Annotated in this window: 30 protein-coding genes; 12 read left to right on the top strand and 18 right to left on the bottom strand. The window is 76.2% G+C overall.

From position 1 onward, the window contains the following. Window positions 1-47: 47 nt before the first annotated feature. From OO57_RS14500 to OO57_RS14480, 5 genes are all read right to left on the bottom strand, one after another. Entirely contained in the window at window positions 48-1,292 is a 1,245-nt protein-coding gene (locus tag OO57_RS14500; RefSeq protein WP_033252809.1) for a cytochrome P450, read from the bottom strand. 113 nt (window positions 1,293-1,405) lie between these two features. After that, window positions 1,406-1,723, bottom strand: a complete 318-nt coding sequence (locus OO57_RS14495; RefSeq protein ID WP_033252808.1) for an STAS domain-containing protein — start codon at window positions 1,721-1,723, stop codon at window positions 1,406-1,408. Next, entirely contained in the window at window positions 1,720-2,760 is a 1,041-nt protein-coding gene (locus tag OO57_RS14490) for a cobalamin B12-binding domain-containing protein (RefSeq protein WP_033252807.1), read from the bottom strand. Before OO57_RS14490 ends, OO57_RS14495 begins: the two co-directional genes overlap by 4 nt. Before the next feature lie 203 nt (window positions 2,761-2,963). After that, on the bottom strand, window positions 2,964-4,577 hold the full coding sequence (locus OO57_RS14485) for a PP2C family protein-serine/threonine phosphatase (RefSeq protein WP_051777585.1): 1,614 nt from the start codon (window positions 4,575-4,577) through the stop codon (window positions 2,964-2,966). A 274-nt stretch (window positions 4,578-4,851) separates the two neighbouring features. Beyond that, the gene (locus OO57_RS14480; RefSeq protein WP_033252805.1) at window positions 4,852-5,256 is read right to left on the bottom strand and encodes an SsgA family sporulation/cell division regulator; all 405 of its coding nucleotides are present in this window, start codon (window positions 5,254-5,256) and stop codon (window positions 4,852-4,854) included. A gap of 249 nt (window positions 5,257-5,505) precedes the next feature. Here OO57_RS14480 and OO57_RS14475 point away from each other — a divergent pair, with 249 nt between their 5' ends. From OO57_RS14475 to OO57_RS14440, 8 genes are all read left to right on the top strand, one after another. Continuing rightward, on the top strand, window positions 5,506-5,985 hold the full coding sequence (locus OO57_RS14475) for a Dps family protein (protein WP_033252804.1): 480 nt from the start codon (window positions 5,506-5,508) through the stop codon (window positions 5,983-5,985). 198 nt (window positions 5,986-6,183) lie between these two features. Further along, window positions 6,184-7,023, top strand: a complete 840-nt coding sequence (locus OO57_RS14470; RefSeq protein WP_033252803.1) for an STAS domain-containing protein — start codon at window positions 6,184-6,186, stop codon at window positions 7,021-7,023. Then, window positions 7,020-7,397 carry an STAS domain-containing protein gene (locus OO57_RS14465; RefSeq protein WP_033252802.1) on the top strand — a complete coding sequence of 126 codons (378 nt, stop codon included), beginning with the start codon at window positions 7,020-7,022 and terminating at the stop codon, window positions 7,395-7,397. The genes OO57_RS14470 and OO57_RS14465 overlap by 4 nt, the downstream gene beginning before the upstream one ends. Beyond that, window positions 7,394-7,813: an anti-sigma regulatory factor gene (locus OO57_RS14460; protein WP_033252801.1), complete on the top strand. Its 420-nt coding sequence runs from the start codon at window positions 7,394-7,396 to the stop codon at window positions 7,811-7,813. The genes OO57_RS14465 and OO57_RS14460 overlap by 4 nt, the downstream gene beginning before the upstream one ends. Further along, window positions 7,801-9,003 (top strand): ATP-binding SpoIIE family protein phosphatase, encoded by a 1,203-nt coding sequence (locus OO57_RS14455; RefSeq protein WP_234337341.1) that lies wholly within the window; start codon window positions 7,801-7,803, stop codon window positions 9,001-9,003. Before OO57_RS14460 ends, OO57_RS14455 begins: the two co-directional genes overlap by 13 nt. 98 nt (window positions 9,004-9,101) lie before the next feature. After that, a complete protein-coding gene (locus OO57_RS14450; RefSeq protein WP_033252866.1) occupies window positions 9,102-10,853 on the top strand; it encodes an ATP-binding protein in 1,752 nt (583 codons plus the stop codon). Continuing rightward, window positions 10,850-12,481: a fused response regulator/phosphatase gene (locus OO57_RS14445; protein WP_033252800.1), complete on the top strand. Its 1,632-nt coding sequence runs from the start codon at window positions 10,850-10,852 to the stop codon at window positions 12,479-12,481. The genes OO57_RS14450 and OO57_RS14445 overlap by 4 nt, the downstream gene beginning before the upstream one ends. A gap of 67 nt (window positions 12,482-12,548) precedes the next feature. Then, window positions 12,549-12,905, top strand: coding sequence for an anti-sigma factor antagonist (locus OO57_RS14440; RefSeq protein WP_033252799.1), 357 nt, complete (start codon window positions 12,549-12,551; stop codon window positions 12,903-12,905). Window positions 12,906-12,921: 16 nt separating this feature from the next. Here OO57_RS14440 and OO57_RS14435 read toward each other — a convergent pair whose 3' ends face one another. From OO57_RS14435 to OO57_RS14425, 3 genes are read right to left on the bottom strand one after another with little or no spacing between them, the layout of a single operon-like run. Then, on the bottom strand, window positions 12,922-13,701 hold the full coding sequence (locus tag OO57_RS14435) for a phosphatase PAP2 family protein (RefSeq protein WP_081973676.1): 780 nt from the start codon (window positions 13,699-13,701) through the stop codon (window positions 12,922-12,924). Next, complete coding sequence (locus OO57_RS14430; RefSeq protein WP_081973675.1) at window positions 13,698-14,771, bottom strand: YihY/virulence factor BrkB family protein; 1,074 nt, start codon at window positions 14,769-14,771, stop codon at window positions 13,698-13,700. The genes OO57_RS14435 and OO57_RS14430 overlap by 4 nt, the downstream gene beginning before the upstream one ends. Continuing rightward, entirely contained in the window at window positions 14,771-16,450 is a 1,680-nt protein-coding gene (locus tag OO57_RS14425; RefSeq protein WP_158715120.1) for a diacylglycerol kinase family protein, read from the bottom strand. Before OO57_RS14425 ends, OO57_RS14430 begins: the two co-directional genes overlap by 1 nt. A gap of 133 nt (window positions 16,451-16,583) precedes the next feature. Between OO57_RS14425 and OO57_RS14420 the strand changes: the two genes are divergently transcribed. The 3 genes from OO57_RS14420 (at window position 16,584) to OO57_RS14410 (ending at window position 18,992) form a co-directional block, all read left to right on the top strand. Next, window positions 16,584-17,786: a phospholipase D-like domain-containing protein gene (locus OO57_RS14420; protein ID WP_051777581.1), complete on the top strand. Its 1,203-nt coding sequence runs from the start codon at window positions 16,584-16,586 to the stop codon at window positions 17,784-17,786. Window positions 17,787-17,881: 95 nt separating this feature from the next. Then, window positions 17,882-18,151 carry a membrane protein gene (locus OO57_RS14415; RefSeq protein WP_033252798.1) on the top strand — a complete coding sequence of 90 codons (270 nt, stop codon included), beginning with the start codon at window positions 17,882-17,884 and terminating at the stop codon, window positions 18,149-18,151. A 37-nt stretch (window positions 18,152-18,188) separates the two neighbouring features. Continuing rightward, complete coding sequence (locus OO57_RS14410; RefSeq protein ID WP_051777579.1) at window positions 18,189-18,992, top strand: DUF1206 domain-containing protein; 804 nt, start codon at window positions 18,189-18,191, stop codon at window positions 18,990-18,992. A 15-nt stretch (window positions 18,993-19,007) separates the two neighbouring features. Here the strand turns inward: OO57_RS14410 and OO57_RS14405 are convergent, their stop codons facing one another. Next, the gene (locus OO57_RS14405; protein WP_033252797.1) at window positions 19,008-19,910 is read right to left on the bottom strand and encodes a DNA polymerase domain-containing protein; all 903 of its coding nucleotides are present in this window, start codon (window positions 19,908-19,910) and stop codon (window positions 19,008-19,010) included. 208 nt (window positions 19,911-20,118) lie between these two features. Here OO57_RS14405 and OO57_RS14400 point away from each other — a divergent pair, with 208 nt between their 5' ends. Continuing rightward, window positions 20,119-21,249, top strand: coding sequence for a Ku protein (locus OO57_RS14400; RefSeq protein WP_033252796.1), 1,131 nt, complete (start codon window positions 20,119-20,121; stop codon window positions 21,247-21,249). Window positions 21,250-21,272: 23 nt separating this feature from the next. On the opposite strand, the gene OO57_RS14395 is transcribed toward OO57_RS14400, so the two are convergent. From OO57_RS14395 to OO57_RS46770, 9 genes are read right to left on the bottom strand one after another with little or no spacing between them, the layout of a single operon-like run. After that, window positions 21,273-21,560 (bottom strand): gas vesicle protein K, encoded by a 288-nt coding sequence (locus OO57_RS14395; RefSeq protein WP_033252795.1) that lies wholly within the window; start codon window positions 21,558-21,560, stop codon window positions 21,273-21,275. After that, on the bottom strand, window positions 21,557-21,805 hold the full coding sequence (locus OO57_RS14390; RefSeq protein WP_051777577.1) for a gas vesicle protein: 249 nt from the start codon (window positions 21,803-21,805) through the stop codon (window positions 21,557-21,559). The genes OO57_RS14395 and OO57_RS14390 overlap by 4 nt, the downstream gene beginning before the upstream one ends. Continuing rightward, the gene (locus OO57_RS14385; protein ID WP_051777575.1) at window positions 21,802-22,623 is read right to left on the bottom strand and encodes a GvpL/GvpF family gas vesicle protein; all 822 of its coding nucleotides are present in this window, start codon (window positions 22,621-22,623) and stop codon (window positions 21,802-21,804) included. The genes OO57_RS14390 and OO57_RS14385 overlap by 4 nt, the downstream gene beginning before the upstream one ends. Beyond that, on the bottom strand, window positions 22,620-23,069 hold the full coding sequence (locus OO57_RS14380) for a gas vesicle protein (RefSeq protein ID WP_033252794.1): 450 nt from the start codon (window positions 23,067-23,069) through the stop codon (window positions 22,620-22,622). The genes OO57_RS14385 and OO57_RS14380 overlap by 4 nt, the downstream gene beginning before the upstream one ends. Then, a complete protein-coding gene (gvpO, locus tag OO57_RS14375; RefSeq protein ID WP_234337339.1) occupies window positions 23,066-23,569 on the bottom strand; it encodes a gas vesicle protein GvpO in 504 nt (167 codons plus the stop codon). Before gvpO ends, OO57_RS14380 begins: the two co-directional genes overlap by 4 nt. A gap of 3 nt (window positions 23,570-23,572) precedes the next feature. After that, on the bottom strand, window positions 23,573-23,815 hold the full coding sequence (locus OO57_RS14370; RefSeq protein WP_033252793.1) for a gas vesicle protein GvpG: 243 nt from the start codon (window positions 23,813-23,815) through the stop codon (window positions 23,573-23,575). Then, window positions 23,806-24,594, bottom strand: a complete 789-nt coding sequence (locus OO57_RS14365) for a GvpL/GvpF family gas vesicle protein (RefSeq protein WP_033252792.1) — start codon at window positions 24,592-24,594, stop codon at window positions 23,806-23,808. The genes OO57_RS14370 and OO57_RS14365 overlap by 10 nt, the downstream gene beginning before the upstream one ends. Next, the gene (gene gvpJ / locus OO57_RS14360) at window positions 24,591-25,013 is read right to left on the bottom strand and encodes a gas vesicle protein GvpJ (protein WP_418909885.1); all 423 of its coding nucleotides are present in this window, start codon (window positions 25,011-25,013) and stop codon (window positions 24,591-24,593) included. The genes OO57_RS14365 and gvpJ overlap by 4 nt, the downstream gene beginning before the upstream one ends. A gap of 5 nt (window positions 25,014-25,018) precedes the next feature. Then, entirely contained in the window at window positions 25,019-26,236 is a 1,218-nt protein-coding gene (locus OO57_RS46770; protein ID WP_063737562.1) for an SRPBCC family protein, read from the bottom strand. Between the last annotated feature and the right edge of the window lie 2 nt (window positions 26,237-26,238).

Raw genomic sequence — 26,238 nt, 5'->3', positions numbered from 1 at the left:
TCCGTGCTGCGGTTCGTCCTGCCGTTCGTCGTGTCGTCCGTGTGCGTTCATCCGGCCCGGACCGCCTCGATCACGAAGCCGCTGCGCGGCCGGGCGATCATCCGGCCGAGCGGGATGGCGAGGTCCTGCGCGGGCAGCACGTACTCCAGCCGGGCCAGGCGCACCGACAGGTCCTCCAGCAGCCCGACCACCACCGCCTCGCCCGGGCAGCGGTGGCCGCTGCCCGGGTCTCCGCCGCCCTGCGGGACCAACTGCCCGACGTCCTGCGGGCGTTCGAGGAACCGTTCGGGACGGAAGGCGTACGGGTCGGGCCACAGCTCCGGGTCGTGGTTCTGCCCGTACAGGTCGAGCAGCACCGTGGTGCCCGCGGCGATCGGCTCGCCCCGGTGGGTCAGGTCGGCGGCGGCCCGGCCGCCCACGAACGGGGCGAACGGGTAGAAGCGGCGGACCTCCTGCGCGAACGCCCGCGCGTAGGCCGGATCGCCGGTGGCGAGCGCCTTGCGGGTCTCCGGCCAGCGGTGGGTGGCGTGGGCCGCGAACGCGACGAACCAGCAGACCGCGACGGTGGGGCGGACCAGGTTGAGCACCTCGACGGCCGCGACCCGGGGCTCCAGCAGCTCGCCGTCCGCGTCCCGGTGCAGCGCCACCCGCTCGACCGGGCAGCCGGACGGCAGCGGGGCGCTGCCGTCCCGCGCCCCCGCCACGATCCCGGCGATCCACGCCTCCCGGCGGCGCCGGGCCAGCCGCCCGCGCCAGTGCCGCGGGCCCGGCGTGGCGAAACCGTCGACCATCGCGACCAGGTCCGCGGCGAGCGGGCCGACGCCGTCCGCGGGCAGCGGCAGGCCCGCCCACCGGCACACGCCCTCGGTGAGGACCCGCGCCGACGCGTCCAGCAGCACCACCCGGGGCCGCCCCGCCCAGTCGTCCGCCGCGGCGTCCCACGCCGCGCCGACCTCGTCGACCAGGGCCCGCACCTGGGCCGGATCGGCCAGCAGCGACAGGAACATCGCCTTGCGCAGCCGGTGCACCGGGCCGTCCAGGGAGTGCACGGCGCCGTGCCCGAAGAGCGTGCTGCGCACCGGCTCGGGCAGCGCGCCCGCGCGTTCGACGTGCCGCTCGTCGTAGAAGAAGCGGACGGCCTCCGGCCCGTGCAGGGCGACCGCGGGCCGCCCCGCCAGCCTGGTCCGCACGACCGGGCCGGGGTGGCGGCGGCGCAGGTCGGGCAGCCACGCGTAGCCGCGCGCCAGCAGCGGAAGGGTGCTGTCCCACCGGGGGTGATGTCGTCGGTCCATGGCCGTCGGCTGCCCCGGTCCGGGAATCGGAAACGGCCCCGCCCGGCGCCTCACCCGCCCCGCCCGGCGCCTCACCCGGACGGGGGCGGCGGGCGGGGCCCGGTGGCCGCGGCTCAGTCCGGCCGGTCGGCGAGCAGGTAGTCGGCGGTGCCGGTGAGGCGCAGCAGGCGCTCCAGGTGGGCGGGGCGGTGGTCGAGCCGCAGCCGGCCCCCGGCGGCGTCGACGTCGCGCCGGATCTGGAGCAGCGCCGACAGGCCCATCGAGTCGCACAGCGACATGCCCGCGCAGTCCAGCCGCAGCACCTCGACCTGCGGGCGGGCGGCCAGGTGGACGGTCACCGCCCGGACGAGCTCCTCGCAGCTCTCGTGGTCGAGTTCGCCCTCCACCGGGACGGTGACCGTACGGGGCCGGGGCCCGGGGCCGGTGCTCACGCGGCGCCCCCCGCCGACGTCGACAGGGCGGCCGTCAGGACCGCGACGCTGCGCGGCAGGTCGCGCAGCTGCTCGCGCAGCACCGTCAGCGAGAAGGCGAGCAGGGCGTCCGGGACGCCCCGGGCGAGCAGGATCTCCCTGGTCCAGCCGGTGAACGCGGTGAACAGCTCCGGGTCGCCGGTGTACAGGGTGACGGCCAGGTGCTCGACGATGTGGGCCAGGTCGTCGAGGGTGTGCGCGCGCTGGAGCGGGGTGTAGGAGCGCACCGCCGGGTGCTCCCGCTCCAGGGCCGCCATCACGGCGCCCACCAGCTCGCGGGAACTCCGGCTGACCAGGGTGTACTCCTGGTCCGCGAGGTGCGGGAGGTCGTCGACCGGCTGGTGCGGGGTAGCGGGCAGCGGCAGCCCCCGGGCCAGGCGCTCGGCCGCGGCGCGGGCGTCCGGCGCCCAGGCGTCGGCCCCCAGCAGCCGGGCGTGCCGACCGTCCGGACCGAACGCGGCACCACCTGCGATGACCGGCACGCCCGCGGCCTGGGCCGCCGTGACGGCCGCGTGCGCGGCGGGCAGCCGGGTCGACAGCGAGGCGGACAGGGCCAGCGCGTCCGGGGCGGTCCGGTGCAGGTGGGCGATCAGGTGCGGGGTCGGGCACTGCGCCCCGAGGTAGTCCACCCGCCAGCCGCGCAGCATCAGCACCTCGGCCAGCAACCGGGCGGGGAAGGCGTGCCACTCGCCGTCGACGCAGGCCACCGCGATCCGGCCGCGATCCGGCTGCCGGGCAGCGGCGGCGGCGAACGCGGGGTGCCCCGCGACCAGCGCCACCACCCGGTCGTTGACGGCGGTGGCGGCGTGCTCCTGGATCACGGTGATCCGATCGGCCGCCCACTCCCGCCCGACCCGCGCCTGCAACCCCCCGATCACGTCCAACAACAACGCCTCCGGCTCCAGCCCCGCCTCCAACGCCCCCGTCGCAAGAGCCGCGGCCCGCACCTGGTCGCCCCCGATGACGGCCTCCCAGAGCCGCCCGGCGAGAACGGACACGGACGGGGGCGGGGAGGAGGGAGGCGGAACGAGAGCGGGAAGGGACGGGGCCGGGCCGGACGCGGCGGGGGCCGCCGTCCCCGCGGCCGGAGGCGAAGCTAGGGTCGCGGCCCGCGCGGCAGGGGCCGGGGCGCCCTCGCTGAGGGCGGTCGTCCCCGTGGCCCGGGGGTGCGGGGGTGCGGGGGTGGTCGGGGTGTCGGTGCTCATGTCGTGTGTCCTCGGCGTTCGCCGACCACGGGTAGGTGGCCGCGTGGGGGTGCGGCGATGACCATGACTGCCATGTCGTCGTGTCGGCCGTCGCGCAGCCACTGCGCGGCGAGCATCTGGATGCGTTCGACGATCGCCTCCGCGGGCAGGCCCGCGCACTGGGCGAGGGCCTGGCGGAGCCGGTGGTCGCCGAACTGTTCGCGGCCGGTGGGGCCGCCCTTGGCCTCGGTGATGCCGTCGCTGTAGAGGAGGCACGCTTCGCCGGGGTCGAGCAGGACGGTGTCGGTGCAGGTCGTGGCTTCGGGGAGGACGCCGACGATGCTGCCGAGGGTGGTGGAGTCGGTGACCCGGCCGTCGGCCCTGAGCACCATCGGCGCGGGGTGCCCGGCGGCCGAGAGCCGGACCCGGACCCGGTCGTCCTCGCGGCGGACCGAGGCGAGGACGAGGCTGGCGAAACGGGTGTGGTGGGAGGTGAGCAGGGCCCGGTTGAGCAGGTTCAGGACCCGTCCGTGGTCGTCGGCGAGCGGGAGCAGGGCGTGCAGCGTGTTGCGGACCTTGCCGGTCATCACGGCGGCTTCCAGGCCCTTGCCGCTGACGTCGCCGAGCAGGGCGAGCGTCTCGCCGCCGGGGTCGGCGGCGGGGTGGACGTCGTAGAAGTCGCCGCCGATCCGGTCGCGGTCGACGGAGGCCCGGTAGCCGCCCGCATAGTCGACCCCGTCGAGGTGCTCGAGCCGGGGCGGGAGGAGTTCGCGCATCAGCAGGTCGGTGACGGCGGCCTGCTCGGAGTACATGACGGCGGCGGAGACGGCCGCGCCGGCCCGGGTGGCGAACAGGCGGGCGAAGACCTCCTCCTCGCTGGCGAACGGGCCGCCGCCCGCCGCGCGGAGCAGGACCAGGGCCCCGGCGGGGACGCCGTGCCCGGGCAGCGGGGTGACCAGGACGGAGCCGACCCGGCCGAAGCCCGCGGGGACGAGCCAGCGCGGGGTGGCGTCCGGGTCGATCCAGCGCGAGGGCACCGGGGGGAAGCCCTGCAGCGCCTCGGCCAGGCCGGGCACCTCGGCGGGGTCGGCCCGCTGCTGGACGTGCGCCGGGTCGCCGCCGCGCAGGCAGGTGACGAGACGCAGGGTCCGTCCGTTGCCGGGGGCGACCACCACGGCGGCGTCGGCCAGGTGCAGCGCGGCCTGGCGGACGACCGTCTCCAGGATCCGGTCGACGTTCAACGAGGACAGCAGCAGGCCGGACAGCCGGGTCAGCAGCTCCCAGTCGCAGGCGCCGTCCCCGGCGGTCCGCGGCAGCAGGCCCGCGCAGCCCTCCGGGACGACGAGCCACCACACCGTGCTGCCGTCGGGCCGGGGCACGGGGTGCGCCTCGACCGGGCCCGCGACGGGGTGGGTGTGCCGGACGGTGTCGGGCCGGGCACCGTCGGCGAGGGCCTGCTGGGCCCGGCGCAGCCAGGGTGGGACCCCGCCGGTGGCGGGGCCCTCCAGGAGGAGGCGGGCGCTGCGGCTGGAGTGGAGCAGTTCGCCGTCGGGGCCGAGCACCACCACCGGGTAGGGGGAAGCGGCGAGGAACTCCCGCTCGGTGGTCGCCGTGGAGGAAGAAGATGCCATCGTCCGGGCCCTGACGGGCCCTCACCTCGCAATTCGGTTTCCGCCGCCCGGCCGGGCCCGGGGGCCACCGCGGTCGGCGGGTTTGGCGCGAACTGCCGATCCCGACGGGCGGGTCCGACGGGCCGCACCCGAACCGCCATGCTACCGCCACCCGGTGGGAACCCTGACGGGCCGGTGCGAGTCCGGCCCGCAACGGGCCGGGCCGACAGCCGGGCAAGCGGGCAAGCGGGCAAGCGGGCAGCCAACAAGCAGCCAGGCGGAGCCGACAAGCGAGTCAGGCCAGTAGACGGGCCAGGCCGGGGTCGAGGTCGAGGTGGGCGGACTCGGTGCCGGGCGGGACCTCGGCGAAGGTGTCGGCGAGGAAGGCGTTGACGGTCTCGGCGGGGGCGCTGATCACCGCGCGGTCGGTGCGGCTGCCGAGGGTGACCAGGATCCGGCCGTCCGCGCCCGGGGCGACCCGGACGTCGCCCTCGCCGCTGGGGGTGTGGCGGCCCTCGGCGAGCAGGTCGCGGCCGAACCACCAGACGATGTCCTGGTCACCGGGGCGGCGGGGTGGGAAGGCCAGCCCGACGCCGTAGGGCAGGGCGGGGTCGAAGCGGAGCTGTCCCGTGACCGGGGTGTGGGGGTAGGGGCTCTCCGGGAGGGTGACGGAGATCGGCCTGGACACGGCGACGGGCATGCGGGGTCCCCTGTTCCTGTTCGTGCTGGTGTGCCGGTGACGTGCCTGCGGGAGCGGCCCCGGTGCCGGTCCGGGTGCCGGTCCGGACGGCCGGGGCCGTGTCGGCGCGACTACCCGGGGTCGGGGGGTCCACGCGGGTGATGCGAAACCGTTATCCGGGGGCGCGGGCGGGTTTCCGTCCGGCCGCGGCGGGCAGCCGAAGGACGGTCGGCGCTCGCCGACCGCCCCCGACGTGGAGAGGACCGAACGATGGACATCGCCACCGGCAGCCCGCTGGCCGCGCACGACCGCGACACGGCAGGGGAGGCGCTGCAAGGCGCCCTGGTCGATCTCGTGGACCTGTCGCTGATCGGCAAGCAGGCGCACTGGAACCTGTACGGCCCCCGGTTCCGCTCCGTCCACCTGCAGTTGGACGAGGTGGTGGCCACGGCCCGCGACTTCTCCGACCAGGTGGCGGAGCGGGCGGCCGCGATCGGCGTCAGCCCGGACGGGCGGGCCGCGACCGTCGCGGCGGGCGGCCTGCCCGGGGTGCCCTCGGGCTGGCAGGCCGACACCGCGGTCGTGGAGCAGTTGGTGGGGGCGCTCGCGGCGGTGGTCGGCCGGATGCGCGAGCGGATCGCGAAGACCGAGGAGGCCGACCCCGTGACCCAGGACCTGCTGATCACGGTGACCGCGGCGCTGGAGAAGCACGCCTGGATGTTCAGGGCGGAGCACGTGGACCGGCGCTGAGCTGCGGAGCTCCCGCGGAGTCCCCGCGGAATCCCCCCTGCGGGGCGGCCGGGGAAATTCTTCGGCCGCTGCTGCATACCCCGCGCTGACCGGGGCAGAAGGCGCGCGGCGACCCGACCGACCGGTCCGGGTCGCCGCGCGCCGTCGCGTAACGGCCCGGCCCCGTCCGCGGGGCCTTATCAGCGAGGAGAGCGCCTGATGGCGGTGGAGCGTGCGTCGGAACGGCTCGTGGAGCTGCTCACCCGGGACGGTGCGGTGCAGGAGCAGTGGGTGGCGGCCGTGGCGGCGTCCCTCGGCGGCCGGATCAGCCGGGCCGAGTTGGAGCGCGAGCTGTCGGACCTTTACCAGGCGCTGCTGCAGGCCCTGGACAAGGGCGGCCTGGACTGGCAGGACGAGGCGTACTCGGAGGTGCGCGCCCTGCTGGTGGAGCTCTCCCGGAGCCGGGCCCGGCACGGTTTCACGCCGACCGAGACGGCCGTCAGCGTCTTCGCGGGCAAGGACGTGCTGGAGCCGACCGCGGACAGCACCGCCGAGGACACCGCGGCCTACCTCCAGCTGGCCCGGCTGTTCGACGCGCTGGGCCTGTTCACCATCGAGGCGTACGCCCGCACCCGGGAGGAGATCATCAGCGCCCAGGCCGAGCAGCTGCTCGAACTGTCGACGCCGGTGGTCAAGCTGTGGGAGGGCGTGGTCGCGGTGCCGCTGGTCGGCACGCTGGACTCGGCGCGCACCCAGGTGGTGATGGAGAAGCTGCTGCAGAGCCTGGTGGACTCGGAGTCCGAGCACGCCATCATCGACATCACCGGTGTGCCCGCGGTGGACACCGAGGTCGCCCAGCACCTGTTGAAGACCGTGGTCGCCGCCCGGCTGATGGGCGCGGAGTGCACGATCTCCGGCATCCGGCCGCAGATCGCGCAGACCCTGGTCGCGCTGGGCGTGCAGTTCGGCGACATCGTCACCAAGGCGACCCTGGCCGACGCGCTGCGCCACGTGCTGCAGCACAGCGGCGCCGCGCTGCCTTCGGGCGGCGACCGATGAGCGACCGCGTCCCCGTCCTGAAGATCGGGCAGGTCCTGCTGGTCTCCATCCAGGTCGACCTGGAGGACCAGATCGTCCTGGACCTCCAGGACGACCTGGCCGAACGGATCGTCGCCACCGGTGCGAACGGCGTGGTCATCGACATCACGGCGCTGGAGATCGTCGACTCCTTCGTCGGCCGGATGCTCGCCAACACCGCCGCGATCTCGCGCATGCTGGACGCCGAGACCGTGGTCGTCGGCATGCGCCCGGCGGTGGCGATCACCCTGGTCGAGCTGGGCCTCTCGCTCGGCGGGGTGCGCACCGCGCTCACCCTGGAGAAGGGCCTGGCGCTGCTGGAACGGGACCGTACCGCGCGTACGGGCCGCCCATGACCGGGCCGCGGGTGGTGGAGGACGAGCAGAGCGTGCCGATCGGCTCCAACGACGACGTGGTGCGGGCCCGGCAGACCGTCCGGACGTACGCCCAGCAGTGCGGGCTGTCGCTGGTCGACCAGACGAAGCTGGTCACCGCGGCCAGCGAGCTCGCCCGCAACACGCTGGTGTACGGCGGCGGCGGCCTGATGCGCTGCGCCGCCGTCCGCAGCGGCGCCCGGGTGGGCGTGCACGCGGTGTTCGAGGACAGCGGCCCCGGCATCGCCGACCTGGACCTCGCGCTGACCGACGGGTGGACCTCCGGCGGCGGCCTGGGCCTGGGCCTGAGCGGGGCCCGGCGGCTGGTGGACGAGTTCGAGCTGCGCAGCGAGCCCGGCTCCGGGACGAAGGTGTCGGTGACCAAGTGGGCCCGGTGACCCCCGACCGGGCGGGCCCGGCCGCGCCCGTCCCGGCCGGGTGCGAGGACACCGTGTGGTTCCGGCACTCCGACTCGCTGCCCGCCGCCGCCCGCGGCACGGCCCGGCAGCTCGCCCACCGGATCGGCCTGCTGCCCGAGCGGGCCGCCGAGGTGGCGCTCGCCGTCAGCGAGGCCGCCACCAACCTGCGCCGGCACGCCGTGGACGGGGCGATGGTGCTGCGCGTGGTGCGCACCGACACCGAGGCGGCGCTGGAGTTCCTCACCGTCGACAGCGGGCCGGGGATGGCGGACGTCCCCGCGGCGCTCGCCGACGGCTACTCCTCCGGCCCGACCCTGGGCATCGGCCTGGGCGCGGTCGCCCGCCTCGCCGACGCCTTCGACCTGCACTCGCTGCCCGGCCGGGGCACCGTGCTGACCGCCCGGTTCTGGAACCGCACCCCGGCCGGGCGGGCGGCCGCCGCGGCGGGCGAACCGGCCGCGGCCGGGCTGACCCGGCCGATGAGCGGGCAGGAGCTGTGCGGCGACGCCTGGGCGGTGCGCCCGCTCGGGGCGCTGCCGCCGGTGCCCGGCCGCGTCCTGCCCCGGGCCGCGGGGGTGGCGGGGGCCGCGCTGGACTGGTCGGTGCTGACCAACCGGGCGCCCCGGACGCCCGTCTCCCCCGGGCCGGGGCGGCCGGACGCCGGTTCCTTCCTGCTGCTGTTCTGCGACGGGCTGGGCCACGGTCCGCTCGCCGCCCGGGCCGCCTCGGACGCCGTCGCCGCCTTCCACCGCAGCCAGGCGCACCGGCCCGAGGAGGTCCTGGCGGACCTGCACCGGGTGCTGCGCACCGGGCGCGGCGGGGCGATCGCGGTCGCCCTGGTCGAGCCCGCCGCCGCCCGGGTGGTGTTCTGCGGGGTCGGCAACGTCAGCGCCTTCGTGGTGGACACCGCCACCGGGGCCCGCCGCTCGCTGCCCTCCTCCCCCGGCATCGTCGGCCACCAGCTGCCCGCGCCGCACACCGTCCAGCAGGAGCTGCCGCCCGGCAGCGCGGTCGTGCTGCACTCGGACGGCCTGACCGACCGCTGGCGGGCCCCCGACGTCCCCGGCCTGTTCTCCCACCTGCCCGTCACCGCGGCCGCGCTGCTGCTGCGCGAGGCGGGGGTGCGCCGGGACGACGCCGGCGTGGTGGTCGCGAAGGGTGCCTGGTGAACGGACCGAACGACCCCGTGGACGACCGTACGAACGAGCCCGACGACCAGCCCGCAAACGACGACCCCGCGAACGACCAGCCCGTCGAACAGCAAGCCGTGCACCTGGGCGCCGCGCCCCTGCTCACCGCCCAGGACGCCTTCGCGCTGCGCCGCAGCGCCCGCGCCGTCGCCGACCTGCTCGGCGCGGACGGGCAGGACGCCGTCCGGCTGGCCACCGTGCTGAGCGAGCTCGGCCGCGGCCTGCTCGGCGCCGAGCGGCTCACCGCCTCGTTCGACCTGCTGCCGGGGAGGCCGACCGCGCTGCGGGTCACCCTGGCCTGGCGGGGCGGCCACCGGCTGCCCGACGAGGCGCTGGAGGCGTCCGCCCGGCTGCTGCCCACCCGCCACGAGCACGGCGGCGGGGACGGTCTGGTGCGGGTCGAGCAGCGGCTCGGCTCCGGCCCCGAGCCGGGCCCGGAGCTGGTCGGGCAGGCCCGCGACCTGATCGCCGCGCACACCGGCACCAGCGCCCTGGAGGACTCCCGGGCGCAGACCCGCGACCTGATCGCCGCGCTGGAGCGCACCCGGGCCCAGCGCGAGGAGCTGCGCCGCCTGAACCGCGAGCTGGAGGAGACCAACCGGGGCGTGGTCGCGCTGTACTCGGAGCTGTCGGAGGAGCTGGAGGAGACCAACCGGGGCGTGGTCGCGCTGTACGCCGAGCTGGACGAGAAGTCGCGGCAGCTGCGCGAGGCCAGCGAGGCCAAGAGCCGGTTCTGGGCGAACGTCAGCCACGAGCTGCGCACCCCCGTCAACGCGGTGGTGGGCCTGGCCGAGCTGCTGCGCGCCGACGCCGACGCCCCGCCGGAGGAGCGCGGCCGCCAGCTGTCCCTGATCGCCGACTCGGGCCGCACCCTGCTCGCCCTGGTGGACGAGCTGCTGGACGTCGCGAAGGCGGAGTCCGGCACCCTCGACCCGCTGTGGGCGCCGCTCGACCTGCGCGCCGTCCTGGCCCACCTGGACGGCACCCTGCGCGGCCTGGCCCGCCCCGGCGTCGAGCTGCGGATCGGCCCGGCGCCCGAGGTGCCGGGGGCGCTGCTGGGCGACGAGACGATGCTGGTGCGGATCCTGCGCAACCTGCTGTCCAACGCGCTCAAGTTCACCGAGCGCGGCTCGGTGGAGCTGACCACCCGGGTCGAGGAGGCCCGCGGCGAGGGCCCGCTGCTGGTGATGACCGTCACCGACAGCGGCGTGGGCATCCCCGCGGACCAGCACGAGCGGGTCTTCGAGGAGTTCTACCAGGTGAAGGGCGCGCACCAGCGGGGCCGCCGCGGCACCGGCCTGGGCCTGCCGTACGCCCGCCGGCTGGCCGAGATCCTCGGCGGCACGCTGCGCCTGGACAGCGCGCCCGGCCGGGGCAGCACGCTCACCGTCCGGCTGCCCGCGCGTCCGGCCCCGCCGCCGGGCCCGCGGCGGGGCGTGCTGGTCGCGGTCGACGACGACCCGGCGTTCCGGGACGTGCTGCGCCCGCTGCTGCACGAGATCGCCGAGCGGGTGGTGGAGACCGACGACGGGGCGGCCGCGCTCTCCGTGGTGCGCGACGTCCGGCCCGACGGGATCGTCCTGGACCTGCACCTCGGCGACGTCGACGGCTACCAGGTCCTCGCCGAGCTGCGGGCCGACCCGGTGCTGCGACGCACGCCGGTGGTGGTGCTGACCTCCGCCTCGCTGACCGCCGCTGACCGGGCCCGCCTGTCGCACGCCCGCGCCGTGCTGCCGAAGTCCGGGCTGAGCAGCGGCCGGATCGCCGCCGCCCTGTCCGCCCCCCGCCCCGCCGCGCCGCGGCGGCCGTCCCCCGAGGAGGGGTCATGACCGGCTCCGATTCCGGGCCCGCCACCGTCCTGGTGCTCGACGACAACGACGCGACCCGTTACATCGTCGGCAGCTGGCTGCGCCGCTCCGGGCACACCGTCGTCGAGGCGGTCGACGGCACCCAGGCCCTGGCGCTGCTGGAGCGCACCCCCGCCGCCGAGCTGCCCGAGCTCGCCGTGGTGGACATCAGCCTGCCCGACATGACCGGCTTCGAGGTGTGCGAGCGGATCAAGAGCGGGCCGCGCACCGCCGCGCTGCCCGTCGTCCACATCTCCGCCACCGCGATCGGGGCCAGCGACCGCACCCAGGGCCTGCACCGGGGCGCCGACGCCTACCTGACCGAGCCGATCGACCCGGCCGAGCTCCAGGCCACCGTCACCGCCGTGCTGCGCTACACCCGGGCCCGGCGGCACGCCGAACGGCTGGCCGCCCGGGTCGCGGCCCTGCACCGCAGCACGCTCGCCCTGTACGGCGCCGCCGACACCGACGAGCTGGTCGCCGCGGCCGCGCTCGGCGCGATCCGGCTCGGCGCCGCCCGGGCCACCGCGATCGCCCTCGGGCCGGACCGCGACGCCCTGCACCTGGCCCACCACGACCCGGACCTGCCGGACGGCCCGGCGGTGCGGCTGCTCCAGGCCCCGCCGGTGCTGCTCGACGTCATCGCCCACCACACCCTGGGCGACGCCACCGGCACCGACACGGCCCTGCTCGACGCCGACCAGTGGCACGAGGTCCTGGCCGGCCACGGGCTGGGCGGCGCGGGCCTGCCCGCCGGGCCGGTCGCCCTGGTGGTGGCCCGCACCAAGCCCGGCCGCCCGCTGCTCGCCGTGGTCGTCGACCGGGACGCGGTCGCCGCCCCCGACGAGCGCGGCCTGCTCCCCCAGCTCACCCAGGCCGGGGCGCTCGCCCTGGAGGCCCAGCGCAGCCAGGCCGAGGAGCACGCCCTCGCCCTGACCCTGCAGCGCAGCTTCCTGCCCAGCCGGCTGCCCGCCGTCCCCGAGGTCGGGCTCGCCGTGCGGTACGAACCGGCCTCCGCGCGCAGCGAGATCGGCGGCGACTTCTACGAGGCCATCGACACCCCCGCCGGGCTGCTGCTGGCGATCGGCGACGTGGCCGGGCACTCCCTGGAGGCCGCGATGGCGATGGGCGAACTGCGCCACGCGCTGCGCGCCTACGCCATCGAGGGCCACGACCCGCAGACCCTGCTGCACCGGCTGGACGCCCTGCTGACCCGGCTGCGCCCCGGCCTGACCGCGACGGTGTGCCTGGTGCTGATCGCCCCCGACCGGCGCAGCGTCAAGGTCGCCAACGCCGGTCACCTGCCGCCGTTGCTGCGGCTGCCGGACGGCTCCGCCCGCTACCTGACCGAGCACGGCATCCTGCTAGGCCTGAACGTGCCGCAGCCGCCGCCGGTGGACTTCCCGGTCGAGCCCGGCACCACCCTGCTGCTGGTCACCGACGGCCTGATCGAGGTGCCCGGCGAGCACCTGCAGACCGGCCTGGACGCCCTGCGGGACGCCTTCGCCGCCGCCCCGGCCGCGCTGGACCCGGCGGCCGACCTGCTGCTGTCCTCGTTCGCCCGGGCGCAGACCGACGACGTCGCGCTGCTCCTCGCCCGGCTCGACTGACTCCGCTGCCGCACCCCGCCCCGCCCCGCCCCGCCCGCAAGTCCGCCCCGCACCGTACGGAGCCCCCGTGCCCGAGTACGCCCTGACCATCGAGGTCCGCACCCGTCCCGTGGGGGTGACCGTCGTCGCGCTCGCGGGCGAACTCGACCACCACACCGCGCCGCGCCTGCACCGGGCCGTGGAGCGGACCGCCGAGGACCTGCCGCTGGTGCTGGACCTGACCCGGCTCGGGTTCTGCGACTCGGTGGGCGTCGCCGAGCTGCTCTTCGCGTTCCGCCGGACCCGGGCCGCCGGGACCTCGCTGGCCCTGGCCGGGACCTCTCCCGACCTCGGACGGCTGCTGGCCATGGCCGGGGTGGACGGGCTGCTGCCCAGCCACGACACGGTCGACGCGGCGGTCGGCGCGCTGCACCGCGGCGGCTGAGCCCGCCCCGGGCCCCTCACCCCTCGGGCCGCTGCGGGCCGTCCGGGGCGAGCTCGGGCTCCAGGCCCTCGGCGAGCGGCGGCGGGACGGGGCGGCCGGTCTCGCGCCGCCAGCCCTCGAACGCCCAGGCGGTGGCCGCGACCAGGGCCAGGCCGAGCAGCCACCCGCCCAGCACGTCGCTGGCCCAGTGCACGCCGAGCGCGACCCGGGTGAACCCCACCCCCAGCACGCTCGCCCCGGCCGCCACCCGGGCCGCCCACCGCCACGGCGGGCGCAGCACCGGGGAGAACACCAGCAGCAGCACGGTGCAGCAGGTCGCCGCCGTCATCGCGTGCCCGGACGGGAACGAGAAGCCCGGGGCGTGCGCCACCGGATCGGGCAGCGCGGGCCGGGCCCGGGCGACGGCCGCCTTCACCGCCCAGCCGATCAGCCCCGAGGCGGCCACCGTCGCGGCGGCCCACACCGCCAGCCGCCAGGCCCGCCGCCACAGCAGCCAGCCGACGGCCGCCGCGACCAGCAGCCGCATCGTCAGCGGGTCCCACACCCCGTTGCTGAGCGTGCGCAGCGCCGAGAGGACGGCGGGGTGGTCGCGCACGGTGGTGTGCAGCCGGTGCGCCGCGCCCGCGTCGAGCCGGTGCAGCGGCGCCCAGTGCGACTCGATCAGCACCAGCAGCAGCGCCGTCGGCACGGCGGCCACCGCGAACGCGGCGACGGCGGCGAGCAGGCGCTCGCCCAGGTGCAGGTCGGCGGTGCGCAGCCTGGCGGTGCGCGGGGACGGGCGGGGTCGGCGGATCACTGCGGCGACCTCCCCCGGACGCGGGTCGGCCGGTCCGACACGGACCGCCCCGACTCGGACCGCCCCGACTCGGGCCCTCCCGCCGCCGACCGCGCGTCCGCATCCGCGGCCGCGGCCGCGGCCTCCCCCTCCTCGGGGGCCAGCGGGTCGGGGAGGACGGGCCCGGGGCGGCCGGTGCGGTCGGCCTCCAGCTGGGCGGCGAAGGACAGGCCGAGGAAGAGCGCGATCGCGGTCAGGTACGCCCACACCAGCAGGGAGAACACCGCGCTGAGCGGCCCGTAGACGGCGTCGAAGGAGCCGCTCAGGCGCAGGTAGAGGCTGAGCAGCCAGGTCGCCGCCAGCCAGAGCACCAGGTGGACCCCGGCGCCGAACGCCAGCCAGCTGTAGCCGGGTTGGCGGCGGCGCGGGGCGCGCCGGAAGACGACCGCGGTCGAGGTGAGGGTGAGCAGCACGCCCGCGGGCCAGCGCAGCAGGGTCCAGGCGGTGGTGGTGGCCGGGGCGAGCCCGAACACCTCGTCGGCGGCGGCCGTGACCTGCGGTCCGGCGACCATCAGCAGGAACCCGGCGCCCACCGGCAGGCCCGCGCCCGCGGCCATCAGCAGGCTCCGCCCGTACTTGCGGTCGAACGGCCGGTCGCGTTCGATGCCGTAGATCCGGTTGGCGCCGCGTTCGATCTGGGACATCGCGGTGACCAGGTTGGCGAGCGCGAACAGGGCGCCGAACCAGAGCGCGAGGGTGCCGCCGGTGCGGTGGCGGCTGCGGTCGAGCACCTCGCGCACCAGGTCGGCGCTGGAGGCCGGGACCATCCGCTGGATGCTGGCGGCGACCAGTTGCCCGACCGGGCCGCCGTGCAGCGAGGAGGCCAGGCCGACCACGGCGATCGCGAACGGGACGAGGGCCAGCACCACCTGGAACGCCAGGGCGCGGGCGTGGCTGAACCCGTCGGCGTAGCGGAACCGCACGAAGGCGTCGCGCGCCAGCGGCCACCAGGCGCGCCGCCGCAGCGTCCCGACGGCCTCGTCCGCGGACAGGTGCTCCCGGCCGGGCCGGACCCGGCTGGCGGTTCCCATCAGGCCGCCTCCCGGTCGGCCCCGACCGGCTCGCCCGCCTCGACTGCCCCGACCGGCCCGTCCTGCCCCTCCGACCCGCCCGGCCCGGGCCGGGCGTCCTGCGGGGCGGCGGGGACGCGGACCAGCAGGGCGTCCGGGCGGGCGGTCAGGGTCAGGGTGCGGCCCTCGTCGACGGGGTCGCCGTCGCACTCGCGGGGGCGGGCGTGGTCCGCGGTCAGTTCGATGCGGCGGCCCCGGAAGTGCTCCAGCGGGGTGTCGGGGCCGGGGCGGCGGGTGCCGGTGAGCAGCTCCAGCAGGGTCTGCCACCAGCCGCGCGGCCCGTGCGGCTGCACCAGGACGAGGTCGAGCAGGCCGTCGTCGGGGGCGGCGTCGGGCAGCAGGCGCACCCCGCCCTGGAGGGTGCCGACGTTGCCGACGATCGCGGTGCGGACCTGTCGGCGCACGGGCGGGGCGCCGTCGACGGTGACGGTCAGCGGGAAGCGCCGGTCGCGGAGGTGGCGGGCGGCGGCGATCAGGTAGGCGGGCCAGCCGAGGCGGCGCTTGAGGGCGCGGCCGGTGTCGGCCATCACGGCGGCGTCGAAGCCCATGCCGACCATGGTCGCGGCGGCCCGGGCGGGCAGGCCGTCGCCCTCGACCCGCATCAGGTCGATCCGGCGGGTGCGGCCGGTGAGGGCGGCGGCCAGGGCGGTCTCGGGGTCGGTGGGCAGGCCGAGGTTGCGGGCCAGCAGGTTGCCGGTGCCGCAGGGGACGACCAGCAGGGTGGCGCCGGTGCCCGCCAGGGTCTCGGCGCAGGCGGTGACGGTGCCGTCGCCGCCGCAGGCCGCGACCAGGCGGGCGCCGTCGGCGAGGGCCCGGGCGGCGGCGGCCCGGCCGCAGTCCTCGGCGTCCCCGGCCAGGTGGCGGACGGGGCCGTGGCCGTGGGCGGTCAGGACGGCGGTGAGTCGCTCCAGCAGGGCGTCGTCGACGGTGGTCGGGTTGTGCACCAGGGCGGCCGGGAGCGGGGCGGCGGGGACGACCGGCGTCCGCCGCTCGCGGGCGGGCAGGGCGTGCGCGACCACCCACAGGGCGGCGGCGCCGTTGAGCAGCCCGGCCGCCACGTCGGTGGGGTGGTGCATGCCCCGGTAGAGGCGGCTGGCGGCGACCAGCACCGGCACCGTCCAGGCGAGGGCGCACAGCAGCACGCCCGGCACCCGCCACCGGCCGCGCAGCAGGTGCAGGGCGAGCAGGCCCAGGCCGCCGTACAGGGCGGTGGCCGCCCCGACGTGCCCGGACGGGAAGCTGGAGGTGGGCAGCGAGCCGTCCAGCCGGACGACGTCGGGCCGGGCCCGGTCGACCAGGTGGGCGGCGGTCACGAACAGCGCGGCCTGCAGCGTCACCGCACCGGCGAGCAGCACGGCGGCCCGCCACCGGTGCCGGAGCAGCAGCAGGGCCGCGGCGGCGGCCGTCACCGCCACGACGGCGGGGGTGAAGGCGAGCCCGGAGAGCCAGGTGCTGACCGTGGTCAGGGCGGGGGTGCGGTGCGCGGCCAGCCAGCTGACCAGGCCGTTCTCGCCCGGGTCCCACCAGCCGCCCGGCGGGTGGGTGAGCAGCAGTCCGACGGCGACCAGGGCCGCCAGCTGCCCCAGCACCGCCACCAGTACGCCGAGCGCTGCCGCCCGTCCTCCCCGAGTCGTCGTCATGGCCCCCGTGTCCCCCGGTCCGCGGTTTTCATCCCTGCCGGTTCTCGGCCCGGCCCGGTCGGCGGGCATCGTTCGCCGCGCAGCGGGTAGCCGAGCGCCCGCCACAGCGACCCGCCCCGTACGGAGGGACCCCATGACCACCGAGACCGCGCCCGAGCCCGCCCCCTCTCCACTGCCCGCGGACCGCGGCCGGGTGCTGCGCCGCCGACTGGAGGGGTTGATCGGCATCGCCGCGACCGAGGGCAACCTGCTGACGCCGCTGCGCAACGGGGACGAGATCTTCCCCGCCATGCTGGAGGCGATCGACGGGGCGCGGCGGACGGTCGACCTGATGACGTTCGTGTACTGGCGCGGGGACATCGCCCGGGTCTTCGCCCGGGCGCTGGCCCGCAAGGCGGCGCAGGGCGTGCGGGTGCGGCTGCTGCTGGACGGGTTCGGCAGTCGGCTGATCGAGCCGGAGCTGACCGACCTGATGGAGCGGGCGGGCGTCCGGATCTCCTGGTTCCGGCGGCCGGTGCGGCTGTCGCCGTTCAAGCAGAACCACCGCTGCCACCGCAAGGTCCTGGTGGTGGACGGCCGGACCGCGTTCACCGGCGGCGTCGGCATCGCCGAGGAGTGGTGCGGCGACGCCCGCCACCCGGGCGAGTGGCGCGACACCCACGTGCGGGTGGTGGGCCCGGCGGTGGACGGCATCGCGGCGGCCTTCGCGCAGAACTGGGCCGAGTGCGCCCCGGGCACGCTGTACGACGCGGCGGACCGGTTCGCGGAGCACGAGCAGCCGGGCGGTGCGGTGGTGCAGGTGGTGCGGGGTTCGGCCGCGGTCGGCTGGCAGGACCTGCAGACCCTGATGCGGGTGGTGATCTCCTCGGCCGAGCGGCGGCTGCGCCTGGCGACGGCGTACTTCGCGCCCGACGACTACTTCGTCGACCTGCTGTGCGCGGCGGGGCGCCGCGGGGTCGCCGTCGACCTGCTGGTGCCGGGGCGGCACACCGACAAGCGGGTGTGCCAGCTGGCGGGCGAGCGCCATTTCGGGCGGCTGACCGCCGCCGGGGTCACGGTCTGGCGGTACGGGCCGACGATGATGCACGCCAAGGTGCTCACCGTCGACGGGACGGCCGCGGTGGTCGGCTCGGCGAACTTCAACCGGCGCTCGCTGGACCACGACGAGGAGGTGGTGCTCGCCGTGGTGGACGGGGAGTTCACCGCCGTCCTGGACCGGCACTTCGACGAGGACCTGGCCCGCAGCGAGGCCGTCCTGCCGGGCCGCTGGCACCGCCGCGGGGCGGGCCGGCGCGCCCTGGAGGCAGCCACCGCCCCGATCCGGCACTTCCTGTGAGCGCCGGGCGGCCCGGCCGGGCCCGGGCGCACGGATCGCGAACTCCCTTTCCCAGCAAGGGGTTTGGGGCCAGCACAACGGGCAAGGCGGCAGCCATGAGACGGACAACTTCGGTGATATCGGTCCTGGCCCACGCGCTCGCGGCGATCCTGGTCGTCTGGATCCTGCTGGACCTCTTCGACGCCAACCAGGGCAACGGCCTCGTCAACTGGTTCCACACCGCAGCCGACTGGCTCTCCGGCTGGTCCCGCGGCCTGTTCACGGTGTCCAACCACACCGCGCAGGTCCTCCTCGACTACGGCATCCCGGCCGTCGTCTACGTGGTCATCGGCAACCTCGTCACCCGCAGTCGGGCCCTTGACTGAGCGGGAGCAGCGAGAAGGAGCAGGGAGGAGGACGTCCATGGATTCGAACACGCATGCGGAGGCCCGGCTGGGCCGGGTGACGACGGTCGCGGGCCGGTCGGGCTTCGTGGCGCGGGGCGTGGTGTACGCCCTGGTCGGGGTGCTGGCCCTGCGGATCGCCTTCGGGGCGGGCGGGGAGGACGCCGACCGGCAGGGGGCGCTGCACCAGGTCGCGGCGCGGCCGTTCGGCACGGCGCTGCTGTGGGTGCTGGCGGCCGGCTTCGTCGGGATGGCGCTGTGGCGGGCCGCGACGGCGGTGTTCGGCGAGGCCGGGCGGAAGAAGGCCGGTTCGCGGGTGCTGTCGGCCGGGCGGGCCGTGTTCTACGCCTTCGTGGCATGGGGGACGGCCGCGTACGCGGCGGGCTCCGGCGGCGGCTCGGACAGCGACTCCGCCTCCAAGGACTGGACGGCCACCGCGCTGGGCCGGCCCGGCGGCCGCTGGCTGGTGGGCGCGGCCGGGCTGGTGCTGGCGGGCGTCGGCGCGGCGATCGCGGTCCGCGCCCTGCAGCGGCGGTTCCTGCGCAAGCTCGACACCGCGTCGATGCACCCGCGCGCCCGGACCGCCGTGACCGCCACGGGCGTCTCCGGCAACGTGGCCCGCGGCGTCGTGTACGCGGCCGCCGGGGCGTTCGTCGTGGTGGCGGCCGTCCGCTTCGACCCCGGGCAGGCCCGGGGCATGGACGACACCCTCCGCTCCTTCTCCGACAGCGCGGCGGGCCCGTGGCTGCTGGTGGCGGTGGCCGCCGGGCTGGTCCTGTACGGCGTGTTCTCCTTCGCCTCGGCGCGCTGGCGCCGGTTCTGACCCCGCCTCCCCCGCTCAGAGCCGTTCGAGGCGGCGGCGCGCGGGCCCCAGCGAGCGGGTCCGGCGGGCGGCGTTGCGCCACGGGTCGGGGGAGCCCAGGCGCTCCTCCACGGTGGTGAGGGTCCAGCGCCGGGCGGTGAGGTCGGGGTCGTCCAGTTCGCCGCGGCCGATCGGGACGGCGACCGGCGCGCCGGGGAGGGCCCGGACCGCGTACGGGGTGACGGCGTTCTGGCCGTAGGCGTTGCGCTGGACGTCGAGGTAGAGCCGTCCCCGGCGGGCCGCCTTGCGGGGCTCGGTGGTGAGCAGGTCGGGGTGCCGGCGGGCGAGCAGGTCGGCGGCGTCCCGGGCGAAGGCCCGGACCTCGTCGAAGGGGGCGCTGCGGTCGAGCCGGACGAGCAGGTGCAGGCCGCGCGAGCCGGTGGTCATCAGGTCGGCGGGGAGGCCGAGTTCGGCGCACAGGCCGTGTGCCAGGACGGCGGCCTCCCGGACGGGCTCGAAGTCCTCGTCCGCCGGGTCGAGGTCGATCACCAGCAGGTCGGGGTGGTCGGGCCGGTCCGCCTTGGAGAGCCAGCGGTGCGGGGTGACGCAGGCCTGCCCGACCAGGTGGAGCAGGGTGGCCAGGTCGTCGCAGACGGGGTAGTGCACGGTGCCGCCCGCCTTGGGCAGTTCGGCCCGCCGGATCCAGTCGGGGAAGTGCTCGGGGGTGTCCTTCTGGACGAGCCGGGGGCCGTCGATGCCGTCCGGGTAGCGCTCCAGCATCAGCGGGCGGTCGCGCAGCTGCGGCAGGATGCGCCGGGCGACGCGGCGGTAGTGCGCGGCGAGGTCGGCCTTGGTGAGGCCGTCCGCCGGGAACAGCTCCTTGTCGGCGCGCTTGAGCTGGACGATCCGCCCGCTGGCCCGGATCTCGACGGTGGTCATGGCGTGCTCCGTTCCCGGACCGCCCCGGCGGGCCGTCCGTCCTCGTCCGGGCCCGGGCGCCTACCCGGCCGGACCCGCCCGACACGTTCCGCGTCCGGGCCCCGACCGGGTGCGGACCGGCGCCCGCGGCCGGACCCTGGTGTGGGCGCGGGCCGGACCGGGCAGCCGCGCGGCACGTGCCGGGACGGCGGAGGGAAAGGTGAGCACGATGGCCAAGGCGGTGTGGAAGGGAACGCTGACGTTCGGGCTGGTGAGCCTGCCGGTGGCGCTGTACCCGGCGACCGAGTCGCACGCGGTGCGCTTCCACCAGTTGCAGCGCGGCACCACCGACCGGGTGCGGCAGCGGCGGGTGAACGAGCGCACCGGCGAGGAGGTGCCGTTCGAGGACGTCGTCAAGGGCTACGAGCTCGCGGAGGGGCAGTACGTCGTCGTGGAGCCCGCCGAACTGGAGGAGCTCTCCCCCGGGCGCTCCCGGACGATCGAGATCGGCGGTTTCGCCGACCTCGCGGAGATCGACCCGGTCCTCTTCGACAGGACCTACTACCTCGGCCCCGCCGATCCGGCGACCGCCAAGGTCTACCAGCTCCTCGTCGAGGCGCTCGCCCACTCCCGCCGGGCGGGCATCGCCGTGTTCGCGATGCGCGGCAAGGAGTACCTGACCGCGGTCGACTCCGCCGACGGGCTGCTCGAACTGCGCACCCTGCACTGGGCCGACGAGCTGCGCGACCCGCAGCAGGAGGTCCCCGACCTGCCCGCCCGGCGCAGGGAGTTCAACCGGACCGAGCTCGCCACCGCGGAGCAGCTCATCGAGATGCTCTCCGTCGACTGGAACCCGGACGACTACCACGACACCCACGAGGAGCGGGTCCGCGCCCTGGTCGCGGCGAAGGCCGAGGGCCGGGAGGTCGCCCTGTCCGCCGGCGCCGAGCCCGAGGCCACCGAACTCACCGACCTGGCGGACGTCCTGCGCCGCAGCCTCGACGAGGCCCGCGCGGCCCGCGGGACCGGCCCGAAGGGCGGGAGGTCCGGGAGGTCCGGGAGGTCGGGGAAGCCCGGGACGGCCGGAGCCGCCGGGGCTGCCGGGGCTGCCGGGGCTGCCGGGGCTGCCGGGGCTGCCGGGGCTGCCGGGGCGAGGAACGCGCCGAAGCGGGAGCGGGCCCGGCGGGCGCCGGAACCCCCCGAGGCTGTGGAGGGCCTCGGCTCGCTCACCAAGGCCGAGCTGTACCGGCGGGCCGCCGCCCTCGGTGTCCCGCACCGGTCCACCATGACGCGCGACCAGCTCCAGTACGCCCTGGAGGCCGCCGCCAGGCCGCGCCGGAAACTGGGCAAGGCGTCCTGACCGGGCGCCGGACGGCCCTGACGTCAGTCGGAGGAGAGCAGCGGGCCGAGCGGCCCCAGGTCGATGTTGAGATCCTCCGGGGCGAGGCCGAAGTGGTCGCGGAGTTCCGCCATCCGCTCCTCCAGCGCCATCAGGGTCAGCCCCAGTTGCTCGATCTGCTCCTCGTCCAGGTCGCCCTGGTCGATCCGGCGCAGCGCCTGGCGCTCCATCAGCTGCCGGAGCAGTTCGACCACGGTGAGGACCAGGGCCGCGAGGTCCCGCCCGACCGTCTCGGGGTCGAGCTCCACCCGCCGGGGCCGGTCGCCGCTCACGGTGCCGCTCCCCCGCCGGCGACCGGCCCCTCGGCGGTCGGCCCGTCAGCGGTCGGCCCGTCGGCGGCCAGGGAGCGGACCGAGGCGATCAGGGCCCGCAGGCTGATCCGGACCAGGTCGACGTCGGCGATCGAGAGGGTGATCTCGCCCGCGATCACCACGCCGCCGGCCAGCACCCGGTCGAGCAGGTCGACCAGGGCGACGTCGCGCTGCCGCAGCTCGGGGGCGAGGTCGTACGCGCTCATTCCGCGTCGCCCCCGGTCGGCCCAGCTGCCCCGGCTGCCCCGGCTGCCCCGGCCTCGCCGGTCGGCAGGTCGGCGAAGGAGTACGGGGGCCAGGGCCCGGTGAGTTCCACCCGCAGCGCGGGGCCGTGCAGGCGCTGGAGGCCGGTGACCTCGCGGGCGAACTCCGCGGCCCGCGAACGGTGCACCAGGTAGGCGCCGTTGAGCAGCATCGGTTCGCGGACGCCGGTCGCCTCCGGGGGCTGCGGCGGGTGCTCGGTGCTGCGGTCGGCGAGCCCGGCCAGGGCCCGGTGGACCTGCCGGGCGCGTTCGGCGGCGTCCGTCAGCGCGTGGTCGGCCCGGTCGCGGGCGGAGCGGCGGCGCAGCAGGTAGGCGGTGCCCGGACGGTCGTCCGGCGGGCCGTCCCCCTCGGCCGCCGCGTCCGGGTCCGTCCGCTCCTGGTAGGCCTTGACGCCCCACTCGGTGCGGTCGGTGATGCCCGCGAGGGCCGTCCGGAACCCGTCGGCGTGCGCCGTCAGCAGGGCCCGGACCCGGTCGTCGTCGCGGTACACCGTGCCGTAGCGGACCGGGAGGGCCCGGCTGCCGACCGCGGTGACCACCCGGTGGTGGGCGCGGGCCGTGCGTTCGAGCCACTGCGGTTCGCCGAGGTGGCGTTGCAGGGCGTCGGCCTCGAAGTCCGGGGCGGGCACCGAGCCGACGACCGCGAGCAGTCCGTCGGCCGTGACCGTCCGCGGGCCCTCGTCGGCGACGCCGTCGGGGACGTCCGGCGGCAGCGGGTCGGGGCCCGCCCGGGCCACCGCGTACAGCCAGGTGTAGGTCACGACGCCCTCCGCGGTCGGCTGCCGGTGCCCTTCCGGGCCGGACGTTCGGCCACCGCCTCCGGCTCGGCGTCCGCGGTGCCGTCCGCGGTGCCGTCCGGGGCGTCCTCCGACGAGCGGGCGGCCTCCAGTTCGCCGAGGCGTTCGCGCAGGCGGCGGTTCTCGGCGGCGAGGTCGCGGCGGTGGTCGCCGGAGGAGAGCGTGGGGTCGTGCTCCCACCAGTCGATGCCCATCTCGCGGGCCCGGTCGACGGAGGCGATCAGCAGCCGGATCCGGATCGTGAGCAGCTCGATGTCGAGCAGGTTGATCCGGATGTCCCCGGCGATCACGATGCCCTTGTCCAGTACGCGTTCGAGCAGGTCGGCCAGGTTGGCGGGCTGCGGCGCGGCGGAGGTCCCGGGGTACGCGGGTGCCGCGCCGTTGCCGCGCCACGGGGTCGGAGTGCTCACTGTTCCTCCTCCTCGGGGAACCGGCCGCGGTGGTAGCGGCTCTCCCGGCGGTAGGCGAGCAGGTCGCCGTCCCCGCCGAGGTCGACCCGGTAGAGGGCCAGGATGTCGGTGGAGTCGGGGATCCGGCGGCTCTCCACCACCTCGATGCCGATCCGCCAGCCGTCCTCGGTCCGCTCCACCGCGGTGACGCCCTCCGGGCTGCGGCCGGTCATCGCCCGCACCTGGGCGGCGGCCCGGCGGGCGGCCTCGGCGGCATCGATCCGGGCGGGACCGTCGTCCTCCTCGGGTTCGTCCTCCTCCTCGGGCTCGTCAGGCTCCTCCTCGGGCTCCTCCTCCTCGATCTCGTCCTCCTCCGGCTCGACGTCCTCGGGCTCGGCGCGCCGGGCGGCCCGGCGGCGGGTGCGCGGTTCGGTTTCGGGAGCGGCGCGCGCGGTGCGTCGGCGCGGCGCGCCCGTGGACGAGTTGCCGTGCGTCGCTCGGCGGGTGCGTGGCTCGGGCACGGTTCACACCTCCCACCCCTCGGTCGGTGGTAGCAGCCGCCGCACCAGTTCCGCTTCGCGGCGGGCGGCTTCCTCCTCGCTGATCGTCCCCGCCTCCCGGGCGGCCTGGACCTCCGTCAGCTGGCGGCGGACGGCCGCCGGGTCGTTCAGTTCCTGCCACGCCTGGTCGTACAGCTGCTCGGCCACCCACACGACGCCGCGGACGGGGGCGAGCGGGAGGGTGAGCAGGCCGGTGATCAGTCCCATGAGTCGCGTCCTCGGGCGTCGACGAGTTGCGAGGCGAAGTCGTACGGGGCCAGTGGGCCGAGCAGCCGGAGGTCGATCCGGCCCTCCCAGGTGGCGGCGAGGCCGTCCGCGGCGCGTTCGAACTCCTCCCAGCTGTCCTCGGCGACCAGGAAGGAGGCGTTGACCGGCTGGTCGGCGGAGGAGTCGGCGCGGGCGGTGGCCGCCGCGAGCGGTCCGAGCCGGGCCGCCAGTTCGTCGGCGTCGGCCCGGGCGCGGGCGGTGAGTTCCTCGGAGACGAGTTCGCCGAGCCGGATCTGCTGGTAGCGGGAGGCGTCCTCGGGCAGCGCGGCGATCTCCTCGCGGAGGCGGGCGACGTCCGGCCGCTGTTCGAGGATCTCGCGCAGCACCCGGTCCTGCCGGTACGCGCCGCGGACGGTGAACTGGGCGAAGCCCTCCAGCCCCTCCAGCGCGGCCAGGAAGCGTTCCTGCTGCGGGGCGAGCAGTTCGTCGGTGACGGCCGCCGCGTCCCGGACCACCGCGCCGAACCGGAACGGCAGGACGGGCGTGCGTCCGGCCGCCACCGCGTCCAGCACCCGGGCGTGGCCGATCAGGTCCTGGGGCGTGCCGAGCGGGCGGCGTGGGTCGATCTCGCTGACCAGGGCGGCCACCTCCCCGTGCTGCACCGGGACCACCGGCGCGGGCGGGTCGCCGACGCCGAGCACCTCCTCCGGTACGGGGGCGTCGGCCGGGACGATGCCGTAGACGTAGCAGGCGGAGTCGGACGGGAGGGTGCCGCTCATTGCTCACGCCCCTTCCGGGCCGGCCGCGTCCGCCGACGGGGCCGCTCCTCCTGCTCCTCCTCGTCCTCCTCGCCGTCTCCTCCGATCAGGTCGGTCACCTTCTCCTTCACGCCTTCGAGCGCGCCGCGGGTCTTGTGCCGGGCACCGCCCTCCTGCATGTCGTTCACCAGCTGCGGAAGTCCTTCGCTCCGGTCCTGGGTGATGTCGAGCCGGTTGACCGCCTCGGCGAAGCGCAGGTACGTGTCGACGCTCGCCACCACGATGCGGGCGTCGATGGTCAGCAGTTCGATCCCGACCAGGGAGACCCGGATGTAGATGTCGATGACCAGGCCCTTGTCGAGGATCAGGTCGATCACGTCCACCAGGCCCGACGAAGAAGGGCGGGACATGTAGTTGCTGGAACGCGGGGCCACTGACACCGCTCTCACCTCTTCCGGGAGGAGGCCCGGCGGGAACTCCGGCGGGCGGGCTGTTCGGGCTCGTCCTCCGTGTCCTCCGCGTCCTCCGCGTCGTCCTCGTCCTCGTACTCGCCGTCCTCGTCCTCGTCGCCGCCTTCGTCCTCGTCCTCGTACTCCTCGTCGTCGTCGTACTCCTCGTCGCCGTCCTCGCCCTGGTCCTCGTCCTCGTAGCCCTCGTCGTCGTAGCCCTCGTCCTCGGGCTCCTCCTGGTCCTGGTCCTCCTGGTCCTCCTGGTCCTGGTCCTGCTCGTCCTGGTCCTGCTCGTCCTGGTCCTGCTCGTCCTGGTCCTGCTCGTCCTGGTCCTGCTGTTCCTCCTCCTGCATCGCGTCCTCGTGGGAGCGGACCACCTTGCTGTCGCGTATCTCGCCGCGCCAGCCCTCGACGTCGTCGGGGTCGAGGATCGTGCGCGTCATCACGTGGCGGCGGAAGTGCTTCAGCTCCAGCCGGGCGCGTCGGCCCTGGGCCCGCCACAGGTTGCCCGTCCGTTCGAACAGGCCTTGGGGGTGGTACTCGAGGACGACCAGGATCCTGGTCAGGTTGGGGGCGAGTTCGTGGAACGTCACCGCCCCGTCCACCGAGCCCTTCTGGCCCTTGGAGCGCCACACGATCCGCTCGTCCGGGACCTGCTCGACGATCGTCGACTCCCAGGTGCGGTGCGAGAGGAAGATCCCGGCCTTCCAGCTCAGCTTCTCGTCGGAGGACTGGTCGACGCTCTCGACCCGCTTGGTGTACTTCGGGAAGTCCTGGAACTGGGTCCACTGGTTGTAGGCGACCCGGAGGGGGACCCCGACGTCGACCTGCTCGATGATGTTGGTGACCTTGGTCTCCTTGCTCCCTCCGCCACCACCCCCGCCACCGAGTTTCCCGGTCACGGCATCCTTCACCTTCGACACGCCCGCTCCCAGCGCCTTCTTCGCGAGGGTTCCGCCGATGCTGCCGCCACCGCCCCCACCGCCACCGTCGTCGTCATCGTCGTCACCGCTGCTGCTGCCGCCGCCGTTCGCCACGTAGTCGACGAGCCGCTCGGTCACCCCGCCGACCTTGTCGGCGGCTGCCGTCATCGCCCGCTCCCCCACTGCGGAGACCAGCTCCCGGGCCTGTTCCATCAGCCGGTCGGTGGGGAGCGCCTCCAGCACGCTGCCCGAGCCGCCCTTGTCGTCATCGGAATGGGACTGCCTGGCCATCG

Source organism: Kitasatospora phosalacinea, assembly GCF_000717185.1.
In the GTDB taxonomy this organism is placed as follows: Bacteria; Actinomycetota; Actinomycetes; order Streptomycetales; family Streptomycetaceae; genus Kitasatospora; species Kitasatospora phosalacinea_A.
This window is presented reverse-complemented; position numbering and strand designations above follow the sequence as displayed.